15 protein-coding genes are annotated in these 16460 nt (G+C 50.2%); 13 read left to right on the plus strand and 2 right to left on the minus strand.

All coding sequences use genetic code 11. The annotated features are described in order from the left end of the window. Positions 1–71 precede the first annotated feature (71 nt). From NST83_RS03640 to NST83_RS03700, 13 genes are all read left to right on the plus strand, one after another. Entirely contained in the window at positions 72–1067 is a 996-nt protein-coding gene (locus NST83_RS03640) for an amidase domain-containing protein (RefSeq protein WP_342416596.1), read from the plus strand. 73 nt (positions 1068–1140) lie between these two features. Beyond that, complete coding sequence (locus NST83_RS03645) at positions 1141–2229, plus strand: D-alanine--D-alanine ligase (protein ID WP_342416597.1); 1089 nt, start codon at positions 1141–1143, stop codon at positions 2227–2229. Between the two features lie 100 nt (positions 2230–2329). Then, entirely contained in the window at positions 2330–2644 is a 315-nt protein-coding gene (locus NST83_RS03650) for a hypothetical protein (protein ID WP_342416598.1), read from the plus strand. Positions 2645–2922: 278 nt separating this feature from the next. Beyond that, entirely contained in the window at positions 2923–3840 is a 918-nt protein-coding gene (locus NST83_RS03655) for an inositol monophosphatase family protein (protein ID WP_170970772.1), read from the plus strand. A 37-nt stretch (positions 3841–3877) separates the two neighbouring features. Continuing rightward, positions 3878–4120 (plus strand): hypothetical protein, encoded by a 243-nt coding sequence (locus tag NST83_RS03660; RefSeq protein WP_137061555.1) that lies wholly within the window; start codon positions 3878–3880, stop codon positions 4118–4120. 173 nt (positions 4121–4293) lie between these two features. After that, positions 4294–6024: a histidine kinase gene (locus tag NST83_RS03665; protein WP_342416599.1), complete on the plus strand. Its 1731-nt coding sequence runs from the start codon at positions 4294–4296 to the stop codon at positions 6022–6024. Then, the gene (locus tag NST83_RS03670; protein ID WP_342416600.1) at positions 6002–7561 is read left to right on the plus strand and encodes a response regulator; all 1560 of its coding nucleotides are present in this window, start codon (positions 6002–6004) and stop codon (positions 7559–7561) included. The genes NST83_RS03665 and NST83_RS03670 overlap by 23 nt, the downstream gene beginning before the upstream one ends. Positions 7562–7735: 174 nt before the next feature. Next, positions 7736–9028 (plus strand): extracellular solute-binding protein, encoded by a 1293-nt coding sequence (locus NST83_RS03675; protein ID WP_137061558.1) that lies wholly within the window; start codon positions 7736–7738, stop codon positions 9026–9028. Between the two features lie 225 nt (positions 9029–9253). Further along, complete coding sequence (locus tag NST83_RS03680; protein WP_137061559.1) at positions 9254–10162, plus strand: sugar ABC transporter permease; 909 nt, start codon at positions 9254–9256, stop codon at positions 10160–10162. A 5-nt stretch (positions 10163–10167) separates the two neighbouring features. After that, complete coding sequence (locus NST83_RS03685; protein ID WP_137061560.1) at positions 10168–11007, plus strand: carbohydrate ABC transporter permease; 840 nt, start codon at positions 10168–10170, stop codon at positions 11005–11007. A 37-nt stretch (positions 11008–11044) separates the two neighbouring features. Then, positions 11045–12172, plus strand: coding sequence for a rhamnogalacturonan acetylesterase (locus tag NST83_RS03690; RefSeq protein WP_342416601.1), 1128 nt, complete (start codon positions 11045–11047; stop codon positions 12170–12172). Positions 12173–12245: 73 nt separating this feature from the next. Continuing rightward, complete coding sequence (locus NST83_RS03695) at positions 12246–13280, plus strand: glycoside hydrolase family 88 protein (RefSeq protein WP_342417867.1); 1035 nt, start codon at positions 12246–12248, stop codon at positions 13278–13280. Between the two features lie 54 nt (positions 13281–13334). After that, entirely contained in the window at positions 13335–13739 is a 405-nt protein-coding gene (locus tag NST83_RS03700) for a sensory rhodopsin transducer (protein ID WP_137061562.1), read from the plus strand. Between the two features lie 142 nt (positions 13740–13881). Here the strand turns inward: NST83_RS03700 and NST83_RS03705 are convergent, their stop codons facing one another. Next, on the minus strand, positions 13882–14841 hold the full coding sequence (locus NST83_RS03705) for a DMT family transporter (RefSeq protein WP_342416602.1): 960 nt from the start codon (positions 14839–14841) through the stop codon (positions 13882–13884). A gap of 246 nt (positions 14842–15087) precedes the next feature. After that, positions 15088–16404 carry a glutamate-1-semialdehyde 2,1-aminomutase gene (locus NST83_RS03710; protein ID WP_342417868.1) on the minus strand — a complete coding sequence of 439 codons (1317 nt, stop codon included), beginning with the start codon at positions 16402–16404 and terminating at the stop codon, positions 15088–15090. Between the last annotated feature and the right edge of the window lie 56 nt (positions 16405–16460).

Genomic DNA, 16460 nt, shown 5'->3' on the forward strand with positions numbered 1-16460 from the left:
ATGAAGAAAGCTATACGGTATTCCCGCTATCCCCACACAAGGATTGGCGGGACGGAAATGGAGGGACAGGGATGGGGGAGCGGGAATGGAAGCAGGCCCTTTTTGCTTATGTGAACCAATATAACCGGAGTGAGGTGAACGGCGCTCCGCAGCCGGATGAATATCTGGAGGTAGGTCAGCGAATGGAGCGTGCGGCCCGCACGGCTAGACTGGAACAGTGGTATAACGAGCGGAACGCCGTTCCCTTACGTAGTGAAACACGCGCCAAGCCGCTGCGAATAGTGCAGGATACGCCGGAGGAGGCTGTGGTGGATGTACAACTGCATGTCCGGCTTTTTTACGAAAAAGGCGGGATGACTCACCGGGAGGATCGGATTGAACGGGAACGTCTGACGTTCACGCGTGAGGGTGAAGCCTGGCAGGTGGCAAGAATCGAGCGTGATCCGGCAGAGAGGAAGCCGGCGGGGGGAGAGGTTCCTTTTGAACAGGCTTCGTTTAATCAGGGAGGGAATCTGCCGCTGCTGAATCGCGGTGTACTCGGCTTTGGCTCATCAGCACGCCCCAGCCGATATCGCCGCGAAGAGGCGGCAGCCTATGCGGATCAATGGTGGGATAGCTTCAACCCGGAGTTTGAGGGTTTTGATGTGGATTGTACCAATTATATCTCGCAATGCCTCTTTGCAGGGGGAGCACCGATCCACTATACTGGTAAAAGAGAATCGGGCTGGTGGTACAAGGGACGGGTCGCCGGACGTGAGTTGTGGAGCTATAGTTGGGCGGTTTCCAACAGTCTGGAGCGATATTTAGGCTCTAGCTCGTGGGGGTTGACTGCGGAGCAGGTGAGCCGTCCAGAGCAGCTTATGCTGGGGGACGTCATTTTTTATGATTGGGATGGTGACGGCATCTTTCAGCACAGCACGGTGGTAACGGCCTTTGATGCGGGCGGCATGCCGCTTGTTAATGCGCATACGGTAAGCTCCAGGCACCGTTATTGGGACTACAAAAATTCGTATGCGTGGACGGACAACACGGTATATCGCTTTTATCACATCGCCGACTATTTTTAAATGAGATGATTTATAGCAGGTACAGTGACGCAGATCAGGCACAATGACGAAAGCAGGAAAGCGGAGGATAGGCATGGCAAAACAAAAATTGACCGTAGGGCTAGTGTACGGCGGCAAATCGGGCGAGCATGAGGTTTCGCTGCAAACGGCGTATGCGGTACTGAACGCTTTTGATTATGAGAAATACGAGATTATTCCTTTTTATATTACGAAGGCTGGCGATTGGCGCAGAGGGTCGCTGCTTGACGCACCTTTGGCTTCTGTAGAGCAATTGAAGCTGGAGCGCGCAGAGGGCGGTACGAAGGCGGCATTAGATACGTTGTTCGGTAAACTGTACGGAGAGCATACGCTGGATGTGCTATTTCCGCTGCTGCATGGCACCTTTGGTGAGGACGGAACGATTCAGGGCTTGTTTGAAATGGCGGATATGCCTTATGTCGGTGCAGGAGTGCTGGCTTCTGCCGCAGGGATGGACAAAGGCGTCATGAAGAAGCTGTTTGAGCATGCCGGACTGCCGCAAGTGAAATACTGTTATTTTAATAGTACACAGTGGGCGCATACCAGCCATGATTTGGTGCGCAACATGGAAACCGAGTTAGGGTACCCGTGCTTCGTCAAGCCGGCGAATCTGGGATCAAGTGTCGGCATTTCCAAAGCTACTAACCGGGGAGAACTGGAAAAGGCAGTCGAGCTGGCTTTGCAATTTGATCTGAAGGTCATTGTGGAGGAGTATGTCGATGCCCGCGAGGTCGAGGTTAGCGTACTCGGCAACGACGAGCCGATTGCTTCGGTACCCGGTGAAATTGTATCGTCCAGCGACTATTACGATTATGCTGCCAAATACACGGACGGCCAATCGGAAATGCTCATTCCGGCACCGTTGGACGAGGAAGTGGCGGATCGTATCCGTGAAGCCGCATTGCAAGCATTCCGCGCTCTGGAGGGCTGCGGGATTTCCCGTGCCGATTTCTTCGTCAGACGTTCGGACGGACATATTCTTATTAATGAAGTAAACACGATGCCAGGTTTTACGCCGTTCAGCATGTATCCATTGCTGTGGAGAGAAACAGGCGTATCCTATCAAAGCTTGCTGGACCGCATGATTGCACTCGCACTGGAGCGTTATGAGCGCAGGTCTGCGCTGCATTACGAGAATTCATAAAACGAACCAGGGGGGAGCTGATCACTCCTCTCTTTGTTCATATACACGGTATACAGTCAGGATTTGTAAAAATACTTATCACGAAAGGTGGCGGCTAAACATGGGCTTTCAAACCGAATTTAACTCGGTGTGCAAATTCAAAAGCGAACAGGAATTGTACGAACTGCTGGAATACGGACGCGGCAAAATGGTTAAATCCGGCCTGCGTGTGTTCCCGACAGGTCAGAAGGTCATCGCTTACAGCGTGGACAATGAGGCAGTAGCCATCGTGCAGATTGTCGGCTGTATTGCCGAAATCAATTTTCAGGGCGACGAAGTGACCGAGGTTGAAATGCTCCTCATTCGTAAGCTGAATGAAGAGGAAGCCAGAATTCAGACCGCATTGGCAGATGAAATGTTTTTCGGAGCGCAATAGACAGGTCAAGGACAGATGAATGCCGAATCAGAGAGTTATGCTGGAAGCCAAAAGCAAGGATGAAGCGTGTTCGGGCTGATGAAGGAACTGCGTGCGTGTATGAGAAGGTGACGGAGTGAAGATGCTAGATGGGGCTTCGGCAGAAATTACGCCTTAAAGAATAGTGTTCGGCGGATAAGTTCCCAAATAGAGAAACTTTATGGAATATATTGTGTATAATAGATTGTATAACTAGAAAAGCGGTACTTTAACAGAGATGGTTAAGAGACTGTGCTGTAATGCAGCTTCGTAGACCACGTAACAATGATATAGAAAGTAGAGTGAACACGTTGAACGAACATGAAAACGAAAAGGTTCCCTATATTGTATCAGGAAAAAGCTATACCGCCGTGGCCATTAACGCAGCATCCAAAGCCGGGGAATGGATCAAAAGCAGACTGGGCACCGTTGAGCAGTTAAGCACCAAGCAATCATCGACGGACCTTGTGACCGAAGTGGATAAAGGTGCGGAGCAGATGATCCGCAGACTGATTCTCACGCATTTTCCCGACCATGCCATTTTGGGCGAAGAGGGGGTAGAGCCAGGTGCCGAGGCATCGGCCCGTGCATTGGAGGCTGCTCGTGAAGAGGAGTATTTGTGGATTATTGATCCGGTAGACGGCACAACTAATTTTGTTCACAGCCTGCCGTACTACAGTGTATCTATCGCCTTGGCCCACCGTGGAGAGGTGATTGTCGGTGTCATTTATGATCCGTCCCGCGACGAAATGTTTGTGGCTGAAAAAGGTAAAGGCGCGTATGTGCATGGCAATCCGATGAGGGCATCCAGAGAAGAAACACTGGGAGACAGTCTGGTGTGCATCGGCTTCCCACCGGACCGCACTTTTGCACAGCCGCTGAATATGAAAATAACGCAGGTTCTTACGCCGCAGGTACGAGGCATTCGGGCACTCGGCTCGGCAGCCCTGCATCTGGCTTATGTGGCATCGGGACGGTTGTCAGCCTATTGCGAAATCGGTTTGAATGCCTGGGATGTAGCAGCGGGCGCTTTGCTGGTACAGGAATCGGGAGGAACGATCACAGATACGCTCGGCAGACCTTATGACCTTAGCGTGCGACATATTGCAGCTACAAATACAGCTATTCATTCTCAACTCATTCAAGTACTGAAAGAAGCAGATGCAACTGGGTTATAATACATCTATATCGCTTATCGCTGAAGGAGGAAGGATGATGAGCCAATCCGAAGATTTGGAACGTGAGCTAAGTGAATTGCTGACGGAAGGCGAAATTCGTGAGAATGAAGCCAAAAAACGCGAACGGCTCACTCCTAAATATGAGGTGCGGATCCAAACCCATATTGACCCTATTGTGGAGGAGACACGTAAATATCGCAGCATGGCAAGGGAACTGGACGACCGATACGATGAATATATGAGCAAGGCGGACAAATCGGAACCAACCGACCAACGCTGAGCGAACACAAATACCTCTTGCCTAATGACCAAGGCTTGGGGTATTTTGTATGATGTACAGCTTTATCGGACAATCTCCATTCCAGGCTGGAACAGGCAGGACGAGTAAGGAGGCGACATCTACTGATCACTTATTTTAAAAGCGCTTTCAAAAATGCCGGAATCCATCATAAAATGGTACTGCTGATTACAGTGCTCATGCTGGTTAATTTTGCAGTTGTTGCAGTCATACTTAAATACGTATTTCATATTTATGATAATCAAATGTATAAAAAGACATCCGAAGTACTCAATATTTCTTCAATCGGCATTGAAAATGAGCTAAAGGATGTGGAAAAGGTTACTTTTAAGGTGACAACAGACGAACAGCTTCAGCGTTATTTACTACAATTGGAAAAGGAAACCTCACCTTACGTCAAAATGGTGCTGCGTAAAAAAATAACGAACAGGCTTATCGCCTTCGCCGGCTCTGAAACTTATATTTACTCTATGATGGTGATCGACAAAGAAGGTCAAGTCATGAGTGCGGGCAACCGCGAGGGCATTCCCCAGGAGCTTCGCTCCACCCTGTCTATGCTGGCAGACGAATATGACGGTTCCAACGCATGGTATGTAGCGGGTCACTCCTCCTTGCTCGCTGCGAGGCAGTTTAAATCCTTTACGGATTCCAACTTTACCCTGAACGGACTCGGAACGCTGGCGATTCGTGTACGAATTGACCGGATTGTAGCCGACCGTGTACAGACTTCTGATGGTGACGGACAGCTAATGATCACCGATGGAAGGCGTATGGTCTATCCCGAAACACCGCTTTTGAATGACAGCGATATGCTGGCCGAGCTTGGGCGGAAGCAGCCTTATGGTATTGCAACCTACACAGGCGGAACCTTTTTTGCAGCTCAAACCAAATCCTCTTATACGGGCTGGACGTATTTGCATATGACCCCCTTTGACGACATGTTTCGCAGTATTACAATCATTAAAGAAATTGTAAGCGCTATTTTTGTCATTATGCTTCTGATCGCGCTGGCACTGGGAGCACGATTATCTGGCAGTATTACGAAGCCGATCGTTCAATTAATCCAGAACATGCGTAAAATTGAACAAGGAGATCTCGACCGTCTGGAGGAGGAAGCACTCGGCGCGGTTCCTCTATCCACACAGGATGAGGTGGGCCTGCTGCACCGGACCTATAAGAAGATGATCCGCCGTATCCGTGAGCTAATTAATGAAAATGTTGCAAAGCAGCTATTGCTGCGGGAGACGGAGCTAAAGGCGCTTCAGGCGCAGATTAATCCACATTTTTTGTATAACACGCTGGAGTCTGTGAACTGGCTCGCAAAGGCGAATAAGCAGGATCGTATCTCGGAAATGGTGGAGGCGCTGGCCTTTCTGTTGCGCAGTGCAGTCAGTTTTGAGGAACAGCTCATTCCACTTCGGAAAGAGTTGGACATTGTGAGAAGTTATGTAACGATCCAAAGAACACGCTTCGACGAACGTCTCGTTTTCCATCTGGATGTTCCGGAAGAACTGATGGACGCGCAGATTCCGAAGCTGACGCTCCAGCCCTTGGTGGAGAATGCGATTCATTATGCGCTGGAGCCGCGAATTGAGCCATGTCGGATTGCTATCATTGCCCGGGAGCAAGAAGGTGCGCTGCTGCTGCGGGTCGAGGATGACGGACCGGGCATGACGCAGGATTTTTTGGAGCAGCTACGGAGCGGGCAGGTCGCTACACGGGGGCAGGGTATTGGGCTTGCGAACATTCAGGAGCGGATTGACCTGACGTTTGGTACACCATGGGGCATAGAACTGCACAGCGAGTCAGGAACAGGAACGTCGATTCATGTCTGTATTCCATATGTGAAAGGGGATCAGGATCATGTACAAGGTGCTGTTGGTTGATGATGAGCGTATGATTTTGGAAGGCATATCACAGGTGGTCGATTGGGCCAAGGCGGGTACGAGGCTGGTCGGTACGGCACGTAATGGGATTGAGGCGTATGATCAGATTCAGGCCAGCCCGCCTGATTTTGTCATTAGCGATATCTCTATGCCCGGACTGGACGGAATTGGACTGGTGGAGAGAACGACGGAGCATTTTCCGGATGTCCGCTTCATTCTGCTGTCTGGTTATAAGGATTTTGATTATGCCTGTCGTGCCATGCAATACGGAGTAAAACATTATTTGTTAAAGCCCTGCAACGAGCGTCAAATTCATGAGGCGTTGACCGAGTTGGGGCAGGAACGGGAGGAGCAGGAGGAACGCAAGCAGTTCGTGAACCGGATGAAGCTTGATTTTCAGCGTATGCTGCCTCATGTGAAGGAGCATTTTTTGAAGGAGTTTATTTCCTATAAAACTTACGGCAGTCGGGATATCGCTTTTTATGAGCGGTTATTCGGTCTGGAGCTGCAAGATAAGCAGGTTCGAATGCTGCTGCTGCGAGTCGAGGAATCCCATGAGCCGGAGCATCTATTTGCCCTGCAAAATATTGCGGCGGATTTAATGGACGATGTATTGCTTGGGACGACCATGCAAGGACAACTGCTTATCGTGCTGGAAAGCGGGAACGATACGTCCAGGCTTATGGAGCAGCTTGACGCGGTACGTGCGACGTTTCGCCGTTTTTACAAGCTGGAGGTGACAGTCGCAGTTAGCGAGTCGGATAGTATGCAGCACTCACGCGGGATGTATCGGGAGACGCTGCATTGTATGAATCACCGTTTTTACACCGGAGAGGGCAGTCTGATTACCAAGGAGGATCTGGCGGCCGCAGAACCTCGGGAGATGGCGGATCTGGAGCTGGACGAAGAGAAGTTTGGTCTGCTGATTAAGGCGGGGAATACGGAGGAGGTGGTGCAGGAGGTAGATCGGCTGTTCGGTATCCTGTCCCGTATGAAGCTGGAAATTTCCGTGACCCGCTCCTATGTGCTTCAACTGTATGCAGCCATGATTCGCATATGTCCCGAGGAGGAACGCGCGGCATTCACCAGCCGAATGGTCGTGCTGGCTGAGCACAAAACGCTTGCTTCTCTTAAATCCTTCGTGCAGGAAGCCGCCGGACGAATGACCGCAAGTTACTATAAAAGCAATGTGTACCGCCAGTCCTCCACCGTTAATAAAATGATCACCATCATCGAGCAAAACTACAGAAAATCCGATTTGTCACTGAATGGAGTGGCAGGCCAAATGCTGTATATGAATTCTGACTACTTAGGAAAAATCTTCAAAAAGGTGACGGGGGAAAACTTTTCGCACTACGTCAATCGCTACCGGATCGAGCGTGCAGCAGAGCATATTCGGGAGACGGGAGACGTGAAGGTATTCGAGCTGGCCGAATGGTTCGGCTTCGGCGGAAACGCCCAATATTTCAGCCAGGTATTCAAAAAATGGGCGGGCATGACGCCATCGGAGTATATTAAATCACAGGAACGGGGATGAGCGCTGGAGCCCCTCTGTTTTTTAAACCCAGGAAACCTGATTTGTGTATTCCAATGTTTCGCTGCTTTTGGGAAAATAACAACAGGAGCAAATGTAAACGCTATCAAATTGGCGTAAATACGTTATCACTTGTAACACAGCTCCTTTCAAGAACAGCGAAAAGGGGAGAGATAGGTGGGCAAAAAAGGATGGTTTCTGATCATAGCCATGCTGCTCGTATTGACGACGGCATGCAGCGGAGCAAATGACGGCGGCAATTCGGGCACAAGTGCAGACGGGAAGGTAAAGCTACGAATCGCTTGGTGGGGATCGGATACGCGTCATGAATATACGCAGAAGGTCGTCGATCTGTATAAGCAGAAAAATCCGAATGTGACGATTGATGTGGAATACGCCTCTTTTGATGACTATTGGAAAAAGCTCGCCCCGCAGGCTGCGGCAAACCAGCTGCCGGATATCGTGCAAATGGACATTTCGTACATTAGCCAATATGCGAAGAATGGCCAACTTGAGGATCTTGCGCCTTACTTGAATCAAAAAATTCAGGTCGCTGATGTGAACGAAAATGTACTCAAAACCGGCGTAATTGCCGGAAAGCAATATGGTATTCCAACAGGTGTTAATGTTCTGGGCTTCCAGTATGACCCGGCGTTGCTCAAAAAAGCGGGCATAGATAAAATTCCTGACAACTGGACATGGGACCAATACAAAGAGCTGGCTCTGAAGGCAGCCTCCAATAAAGTTCACTTCGATAGCACTATGGCTGCCGATATTTTCTTCCACTACTATTTGCGTACACATGGAAAGTCTCTCTACAATGCGGAAGGAACAGGCTTGGGGTATGACGACGATAAGCTGTTTGCCGATTTCTTTGGCGGATTGGCTGATCTCATTAAAAAAGGGGCGACCCCGACTCCTGAAATTATGAACCAAACCAAGGGCATTCTTGAAGAATCCGATATCGTAAAAGGAACGGGCATCGGAATCTGGCAGTGGTCCAATCAGTATGTGGGCTTACAGCAGGTCGTCAACCGTCCGATGGAGCTAGCGCCGATGTTTGGACCGAATATGGAAAAAGGCATCTACATGCAGCCTACGATGTACTGGACAGTCGCTGCCCGTTCTCAGGTGAAGGATGAGGCCGCCAAGTTTATTGATTTCTGGATGAACGATGTAGAAGCGAATAAGTTGATTAAAGGCGAGCGGGGCGTGCCGATTTCCGCTAAAATCAAGGAAGCTGTAGCACCTGAGTTGAGCGAGGCTACGAAGCAGGTGTTTGATTTTGTGGCTTCCATGGAGCCAAAGGCTTCTCCAATGAGCCCACCGCCGCCAGTCGGATCACCGGAAGTGATTGCGACCCTGACCGATTATATTGAGCAGGTCAATTTCGGGCAGATGACAGCGGAGGATGCAGCGGCCAAATTCCGGGCTGATGCGAATACCATCCTTGCGAATAACAAGCAGTAATCAGCGCAATGGAATCAGGATGGGCCTGACAGACACCGCTTTAACATAGGGACGAAGGCTAGTTTCGTTAGGCTAACCGTGCGTAGAGATGGCATGATACGCACGGTTAACCCGACGAACGAACCGTAAGTTTTCTTTATATACTTCATAACAAAATACATGTAACAACGATTTATCGATATAATAATTTGATTTGGCAGCAAAATGTAACAGAAGGGAGGCTTGATGAGCTTGCGAAACCATCAGAGCTTGAGAGCCAATATGACCGGATATGCGTTTATCAGCCCGTTTATTGTGGGCTTTCTGGCGTTTACGTTAATTCCGATGTTTATTTCATTGTATCTGTCCTTTACAAGCTACAATTTGTTCACCCCGCCCAAATGGATTGGTCTGGGGAACTTCGAGAAAATGTTCACAGGCGACCCGAAATACTGGAATTCAATCCGAGTCACGTTTACGTATGTACTGGTTGGCGTACCGCTGCGACTGATTTTTGCGCTGTTCGTGGCTATGATTTTGAATACCAAATCGCGCATGGTCGGCACGTATCGGACGATGTATTATCTGCCATCCATTATCGGAGGCAGTGTTGCGGTGTCTATCATGTGGCGGAACATTTTCAGCAATGAGGGCATTGTTAACAGCTTGCTTTCAGCCTTGGGAGCGACTCCCGTAAAATGGTTTGGTGATCCGAATGCTTCGCTTACGATGCTGATCACTCTGTCCGTATGGCAATTTGGTTCCTCCATGCTGATTTTTCTGGCAGGATTGAAGAATATTCCTGTTGAATTGTACGAGGCGTCCGGCGTAGATGGTGCTTCGCCCGTACGAAAATTTTTCAGTATTACGCTGCCGCTGCTTAGTCCAATTATTCTATTTAACCTGATCATGCAGACGATCAGTGCCTTTATGACCTTCGTTCCGGCGTATGTTATTTCCAAGGGCGAGGGAGGTCCAATGGATGGAACGATGCTGCATTCACTGTATCTGTTCCGGCAGGCGTTTATGTTCAGCAATATGGGATATGCGGCGGCCATGGCCTGGGTCATGCTCATTATGATTGCGATCCTGACAGCGATATTATTTATATCATCCAAATACTGGGTATTCTATGAAACGGAAAAGGGGCGCTGATACCGATGGCATGGAAAACGTTCAAATGGCCAATTTATCACATTCTGGTCGCTGCACTGGCGCTCCTGATGCTGTATCCCGTGTTTTGGATGCTGTTCAGCTCGTTTAAAGAAAGTCGGACGATATTCGTCACGGCATCCTCGCTTTTCCCTACAGAATGGATCTGGCAAAACTATGTAACAGGCTGGAAAGGCACAACGGGGTATAACTTTGGCACATATATTATGAATTCGCTCACGATCGTAGTGATTTCAACGATTGGAGCCGTGCTTTCCTCCTCATTGATCGCATTTGGCTTTGCACGTTTGAAATTCAGAGGACGTAACTTGTGGTTTGCCCTGATGATGGTGACGCTGATGCTGCCAGGGGATGTGGTACTGGTACCGCAATATATTATTTTCACCAAGCTAGGGTGGATCAATACGATCTTGCCGCTGGTAGTGCCGTCGTTTTTCGGAATGCCGTTCTTCATCTTCCTGATGGTTCAGTTTATACGGACGATACCGGCAGAGTTGGATGAAGCGGCTACGATTGACGGATGCGGCAAGTTCCGGCTGTATTTTCGAATTATTTTGCCCCTGCTCAAATCCTCACTGGCTACGGCGGCCATCTTTTCTTTCTACTGGAAGTGGGAGGATTTGCTCGGTCCGGTACTGTATCTGAACTCGCCGGATAAATATACCGTTTCGATTGCACTCAAAATGTTTCTCGACAGCGAGTCTGCCTCCAACTGGGGAGGGATGTTCGCCATGTCTATCTTAAGCTTGCTACCGGTTATCGCTGTATTCTTCGCCTTCCAGAAGCAGATTGTAGAAGGAATGAGTACAAGTGGCTTGAAGGGATAAAGTGGGGCTTAAGGGCTATCGCGGAGAGGTGAATGGAATGTGGAAGTTTGATTTTGGTCCGGGTGAGCCTGTGGATGGCTACACGGGAGTACCCCCGGATTGCTCGTACACTGCCGAGCAGGGCTACGGCTTCGAGAACGTGGATCATGTGTATGGTCGGGAAAGGCGATTATACGGCGTAACCGCACCCAAGGATACGCTCACACGGCTGCGAAGCCGCTTTTGCATCCCGCTGGGGACTGCGTTTGTCGCCGATGTACCGGAGGACGGGACGTATCTCGTCACCGTGCTGCTCGGCGATCCGCTCGCGGAGACGCTCACGCGGCTCAAAGCCGGCGAGGGCAAGCATGTGCTGCCCCCGTTACACACGCTGCCGGGCCAGTTCACAGAGGCCCGGTTTGCGGTGCCCATCAGGGGCGGCAAGCTGAGCCTCGCCGTATCGGGCACCGCGCCGAGGCTCAATGCGCTGGAGATAGCACCAGCGCCACAGACCCTCCGGCTATTCCTGGCCGGAGATTCCACCGTTACGGATCAGGACGCGTCCGGCTATCCGTATACAGGCTGGGGCCAGGCTTTACCAGCCCTGTTCAAGCATGATGTGTGCGTGGATAATCACGCCGTATCGGGAAGAAGCTCCAAAAGCTTCGTGGACGAAGGGCGGCTGGACGTCATTTTGGCCGAAATGAAGGCAGGAGACTTCCTGTTCATCCAGTTCGGTCATAATGATCAGAAGCCGGACCCGGAACGGGCTACAGAGCCTTTTACAACCTATAAGGAGCATCTGCGCCTCTATATCGACGGAGCCAGAAGCCGTGGGGCTACTCCAGTGCTGGTTACGCCTGTACACCGCCGTTATTTTAACGGGGACGGTACACTGTCCGACACACATGGTGACTATGTAACAGCGGTTCGTGAGCTGGCGGAAGAGGCGAACGTGCCGTTGATTGACTTGGCTGCCCGCACGCAGGAGTTATATGAGCGGTTGGGTCCCGAGGCAAGCAAAGAGCTCTTTATGTGGCTGCTGCCCGGTGAATACTTGAACTTTTCCAGTGGCTTGGAGGATAATACACATTTTCATGAGAACGGTGCGGTCTGTATTGCAGACATGGTGGTGGATGCTGTGAAGGAGCTGGATTTGCAGCCCTTACGCATGTATTTGCGATAGACGGACAGATTGTTCTCGAACAGGTGTCAAGGAGGCAGTTAACGTGAAACTTACTAAAGGGGGAGACGAGGAAATGCCTGCATTGATTTTTGATGAGGAACAAATTAAACAGGTGATCGACCGGGTGGTGGAACGCACATTTCAAATGGACTATAGCTGGGATTGGCCGGGTGGTGTGGCCTTTTACGGGGTGTGTGAAGCCTATGAAGCAACCGGGAACGAGAAGTATTTGATCAAATTAAAGGAATGGGTCGATGAAAATATTGCAGATGGACTTCCACCGCTCTCGGTGAACGGTGTGTCTGTGGGACACTGCTTGCTGACGCTGTATCAGGCTACAGGAGAGCAAAAGTACCTGGATATCGCCACTGAAATGGCGGAATTTCTGGCGAAGAAAGCCGAGCGGTTTGCCGAAGGTATTTTCCAGCATACGGTGAATTCACTTCATGACGTATTTCCGCAGCAGGCGTGGGTGGATACGATGTTTATGGCAGGTTATTATTTGCTGCGCATCGGTCATTTGCTGGGTAACAAGGAATATTGGGAGGACGGTATCCGGCAATATCACGGGCATGAGGAATTTTTGCAGGACCCGGATACGAATTTGTATTATCACGGCTGGGATCATGCGAACCAAAGCCGGATGTCAGGTATTTACTGGGCGCGGGGAAATTCGTGGGCTGCACTCACAATGGCAAAAGCGCTGAAATTCGTGGAGGTGCAGCATCCATCCTACATGATCATCGACGGTTCGCTGCGTGACCAGCTCAGTGCGCTGGTGCGGCTGCAATCCTCGGAAGGGCTGTGGCATACGGTGTTGAATGATGAAACCTCCTATCTGGAAACCTCAGGCTCCGCAGGCATTGCGACGGCTTTGCTTATGCAGGGGCGACTGTTTAACAAATACACGCAAAAGGCAATCGACGGTATTCTTTCCCGAATCAAGGAGGATGGCACTGTGACGGGTGTATCCGCTGGAACCGCCGTAATGAACGATATTGATGGCTACCGCAACGTACCATACAAACGCATTCAGGGCTGGGGACAGGGACTGGCGCTCGCTTTTCTGGCCCAACTGCTGCGTACCAAAGAGAATCCATTTGGATAGTTTGTGAATAGCATAGGGATGCAAAAGTATTATAGGTGAAAGGAGCCGGATAGCATGGAAAATACTGAGCTTTCTAAGGAAAAAGTAAACCAGCCGCGGGGCAGTTTATTCTGGGTTATTCCCGATGGCTATATTCCACCTGAAAGCCGGGGAGAGCTGCTTAGTCATGAGAGTATATGTGTGCTGAACTGTGGAACCCGAGCGGCCAAGCTGAGTATAGACATCTATTTTGAGGACCGCGAGCCGTTGGAGGGATTGATCGAGGTGGTGGAAGGAAGGCGAACTCGCCATATCCGTACGGCCTCCTTGGAGAGGGATGGTGAACGGATTCCGGCAGGCATTCCCTATGCGATTACGGTCACCAGCGATGTGCCGGTGATTGTGCAATATAGCAGACTGGACACGACACAGCCGGAACTGGCGCTAATGAGCGTCATGGCGTACCCGGTTGAAGGGTGAGATATTGGCTTGAGCGGGATATTTAATCTCAAGCGAACCATTCTAAGTAAAATAGATGAAATGAAAAAGAAATCCTCAAGATGGTCATTTATTCCAACTCGGGGATTTTTTTTGTGTTACAGCCGTGAGTATTTATGTTAATTCAGTCCACTTTTCGAGGCTTTGCAGCAGACGCTTTTCGCGGATCGAAGCTTCTCCGACCTCCAAAATTGGTGCCCAATACCCCGATAATGATAATAACTGCCCCGATAATATGATAGTATGCGAGCTGCTCCTTCAAAATATAAGCACCTGCCACCATGGAAATGAGAGTTGATAAATTACCGATCACACTCATTTTCGAGGCTTCGATCCACTTCAAGGCAAAGCTTGATAGCAGCGAGGTGACGAGGGTAGATAGAATGCCCAGATAAGCCAGTGCCAGCCAGTAATCAGGCTTTACCAGGGGAGCAATATAAGTGCTCATGGAGCCGTCTATAGCATGATATCCCAGCGCCACCAAGTTAAAAACGATACATCCCAAAATGGAGGTAACATAAGTCAGTTCCATCGGGCTGTATTTTTGTGTCAATGGGCGAGCCAGCACATTATAGCCGGATAGACAAACAGCAGAGAGCACGAGCAAAAGAATGCCACCAAAGCTATTGGAGGCCAGGGGCGCTCCGCTTTTCATCACGAATATAAAAATAACGCCTGCTACAGAGAGCAGCAAGGAGAGCTTTTGGATAACCGTGGTCCGCTCTTTAATAAAATAGGACGCCAGCAGCAGCGTGAAGATGGGAACGGTTGCCTGAATAATGCCGCCTTCCGATGAAGAGGTGCTCATCAGCCCGAAGGCTTGCAATGGAAAATACACTAAAGGCGAGAGCAGCGCCAGCGGTAAAATACGCAGGATATCACGCCGTGTGATGTTAATCCTGATCCAGCCCAACACTACCGGAACCGTCAAAGCGATAAAAGACAAAGCAAAGCGGTGGGCGATTACATCCAGCGGGCTGGCTTCGGTGACCGTCAGCTTCACAAACAAAAATGAAAAACCGAGTATAGCGGCATAGCTGAGAGCAGCCAGGTAGGCGACTCCAGTTTTGGAACGATTGTGCATGATAAACCTCCGTAATGAATGGCTTAGGCATTTGCTTTCTTTAGCCTAGCCTGAATGTTTCCAACATGTTGCTCCTCCCAATATACCCGGATGGCGTAATTTGATACAATCCATAAAACATACAACTGTACGGGTACAGTTTGCAAAATAAAAAAACCGGAAGGCAGTCTCAAAGGTGGGATATCCCAGTCCTTAAAGCTGCTTCCGGCCCTAATCATATCAAGATTCCATCATTTACTGATCTGCTTACTTGCCCTGTGCCATTGCATGGAAAGAATCGTCCGCTGCTTCCAGCGTAGCGTCCACGTCTTCATCTGTGTGTGCCGTTGTGAGGAACCATGCTTCGTACTTCGACGGAGCCAGATGAATACCGCGATCCAGCATATGACGGAAGAAGGAAGCAAACGCTTCGCCGTCCGTATCCTGCGCCTCATCGTAGTTCGTGATCGGATGATCACAGAAATGCGTCGAGAATGCCCCACGGATGCGGTTAATTGTCAACGGCACGCCATGACGTGCGGCTGAGGAAGCGATACCATCCGTCAGTCTCACAGCGAGACGTTCCATCTCTTCATACACGCCTTCGCCTTGAAGTACTTCAAGGCATGCAATGCCTGACGAGATGGAAGCCGGGTTGCCCGCCATGGTGCCCGCCTGATAAGCCGGGCCGAGTGGAGCAACCTGCTCCATTACATGCTTGCTGCCGCCGTAGGCACCGATCGGCAGGCCGCCGCCCATGATTTTACCCAGCGCGGTCAAATCCGGCTGAATCGCATCATGATTGTCCAATCCGGCGTACGTTTGGGTGGAGCCATAGTGGAAGCGGAACGCTGTAATGACCTCATCATAGATGACGAGTGAACCATTCGCCCGTGCCATCGAGCATAGCCCTTCCAGAAAACCGGGCTGCGGCATCACCATGCCGAAATTGCCGACAATCGGCTCGACCATGACGGCTGCCACATCGTCACTCCAGCGCTCCAGGGCTTGGCGCAGCGCGTCCAGATCATTGAAGGGCACGGTAATCACCTCGCTCGCAATGTTGGTCGTAATGCCTGCGCTGTCTGGTATACCCAGCGTGGACGGGCCAGAGCCTGCGGCTACGAGCACCAGATCGGAGTGACCGTGGTAGCAGCCTGCAAATTTGATGATCTTATTTCGCTTTGTATAGGCCCGTGCAACACGGATCGTCGTCATGACTGCTTCTGTGCCGGAATTCACAAACCGGACCTTGTCCATGGAAGGAATGGCTTCCTTTAGCATCTTGGCAAGCTTGATTTCCAATACCGTAGAGGTTCCGTACAATACCCCGTTCGCCGCCGCCTCACTAATGGCCTTGGTAATATGAGGGTGGGCATGTCCGGTAATAATAGGGCCGTAAGCCGCTAAATAATCAATGTACCGATTATCATCCTCGTCCCAGAAATGAGCGCCTTTGGCGCGTTTCATAAATACCGGAGCACCGCCGCCCACCGCCTTGAAAGAGCGTGAAGGACTGTTTACGCCCCCGACAATATGCTCCAGTGCTTCTTTATATAATGCTTCGGAGGTTTCCCGTTTCATCATCCAAAACTTCCTTTCCGTTCATTAAAATAGGGTATACACACGCCAAAGGGCAG

The organism is Paenibacillus sp. FSL R10-2782 (assembly GCF_038592985.1).
In the GTDB taxonomy this organism is placed as follows: domain Bacteria; phylum Bacillota; class Bacilli; order Paenibacillales; family Paenibacillaceae; genus Paenibacillus; species Paenibacillus terrae_C.

Bases quoted from the DNA above. Each gene is read 5' to 3' on its own strand.
- NST83_RS03640 (WP_342416596.1), top strand. From the start codon at position 72: ATGGGGGAGCGGGAATGGAAGCAGGCCCTTTTTGCTTATGTGAACCAA.
- NST83_RS03645 (WP_342416597.1), top strand. From the start codon at position 1,141: ATGGCAAAACAAAAATTGACCGTAGGGCTAGTGTACGGCGGCAAATCG.
- NST83_RS03650 (WP_342416598.1), top strand. From the start codon at position 2,330: ATGGGCTTTCAAACCGAATTTAACTCGGTGTGCAAATTCAAAAGCGAA.
- NST83_RS03655 (WP_170970772.1), top strand. From the start codon at position 2,923: ATGCAGCTTCGTAGACCACGTAACAATGATATAGAAAGTAGAGTGAAC.
- NST83_RS03660 (WP_137061555.1), top strand. From the start codon at position 3,878: ATGAGCCAATCCGAAGATTTGGAACGTGAGCTAAGTGAATTGCTGACG.
- NST83_RS03665 (WP_342416599.1), top strand. From the start codon at position 4,294: ATGGTACTGCTGATTACAGTGCTCATGCTGGTTAATTTTGCAGTTGTT.
- NST83_RS03670 (WP_342416600.1), top strand. From the start codon at position 6,002: ATGTACAAGGTGCTGTTGGTTGATGATGAGCGTATGATTTTGGAAGGC.
- NST83_RS03680 (WP_137061559.1), top strand. From the start codon at position 9,254: ATGAGCTTGCGAAACCATCAGAGCTTGAGAGCCAATATGACCGGATAT.
- NST83_RS03685 (WP_137061560.1), top strand. From the start codon at position 10,168: ATGGCATGGAAAACGTTCAAATGGCCAATTTATCACATTCTGGTCGCT.
- NST83_RS03690 (WP_342416601.1), top strand. From the start codon at position 11,045: ATGTGGAAGTTTGATTTTGGTCCGGGTGAGCCTGTGGATGGCTACACG.
- NST83_RS03695 (WP_342417867.1), top strand. From the start codon at position 12,246: ATGCCTGCATTGATTTTTGATGAGGAACAAATTAAACAGGTGATCGAC.
- NST83_RS03700 (WP_137061562.1), top strand. From the start codon at position 13,335: ATGGAAAATACTGAGCTTTCTAAGGAAAAAGTAAACCAGCCGCGGGGC.
- NST83_RS03705 (WP_342416602.1), bottom strand. From the start codon at position 14,841: ATGCACAATCGTTCCAAAACTGGAGTCGCCTACCTGGCTGCTCTCAGC.
- NST83_RS03710 (WP_342417868.1), bottom strand. From the start codon at position 16,404: ATGAAACGGGAAACCTCCGAAGCATTATATAAAGAAGCACTGGAGCAT.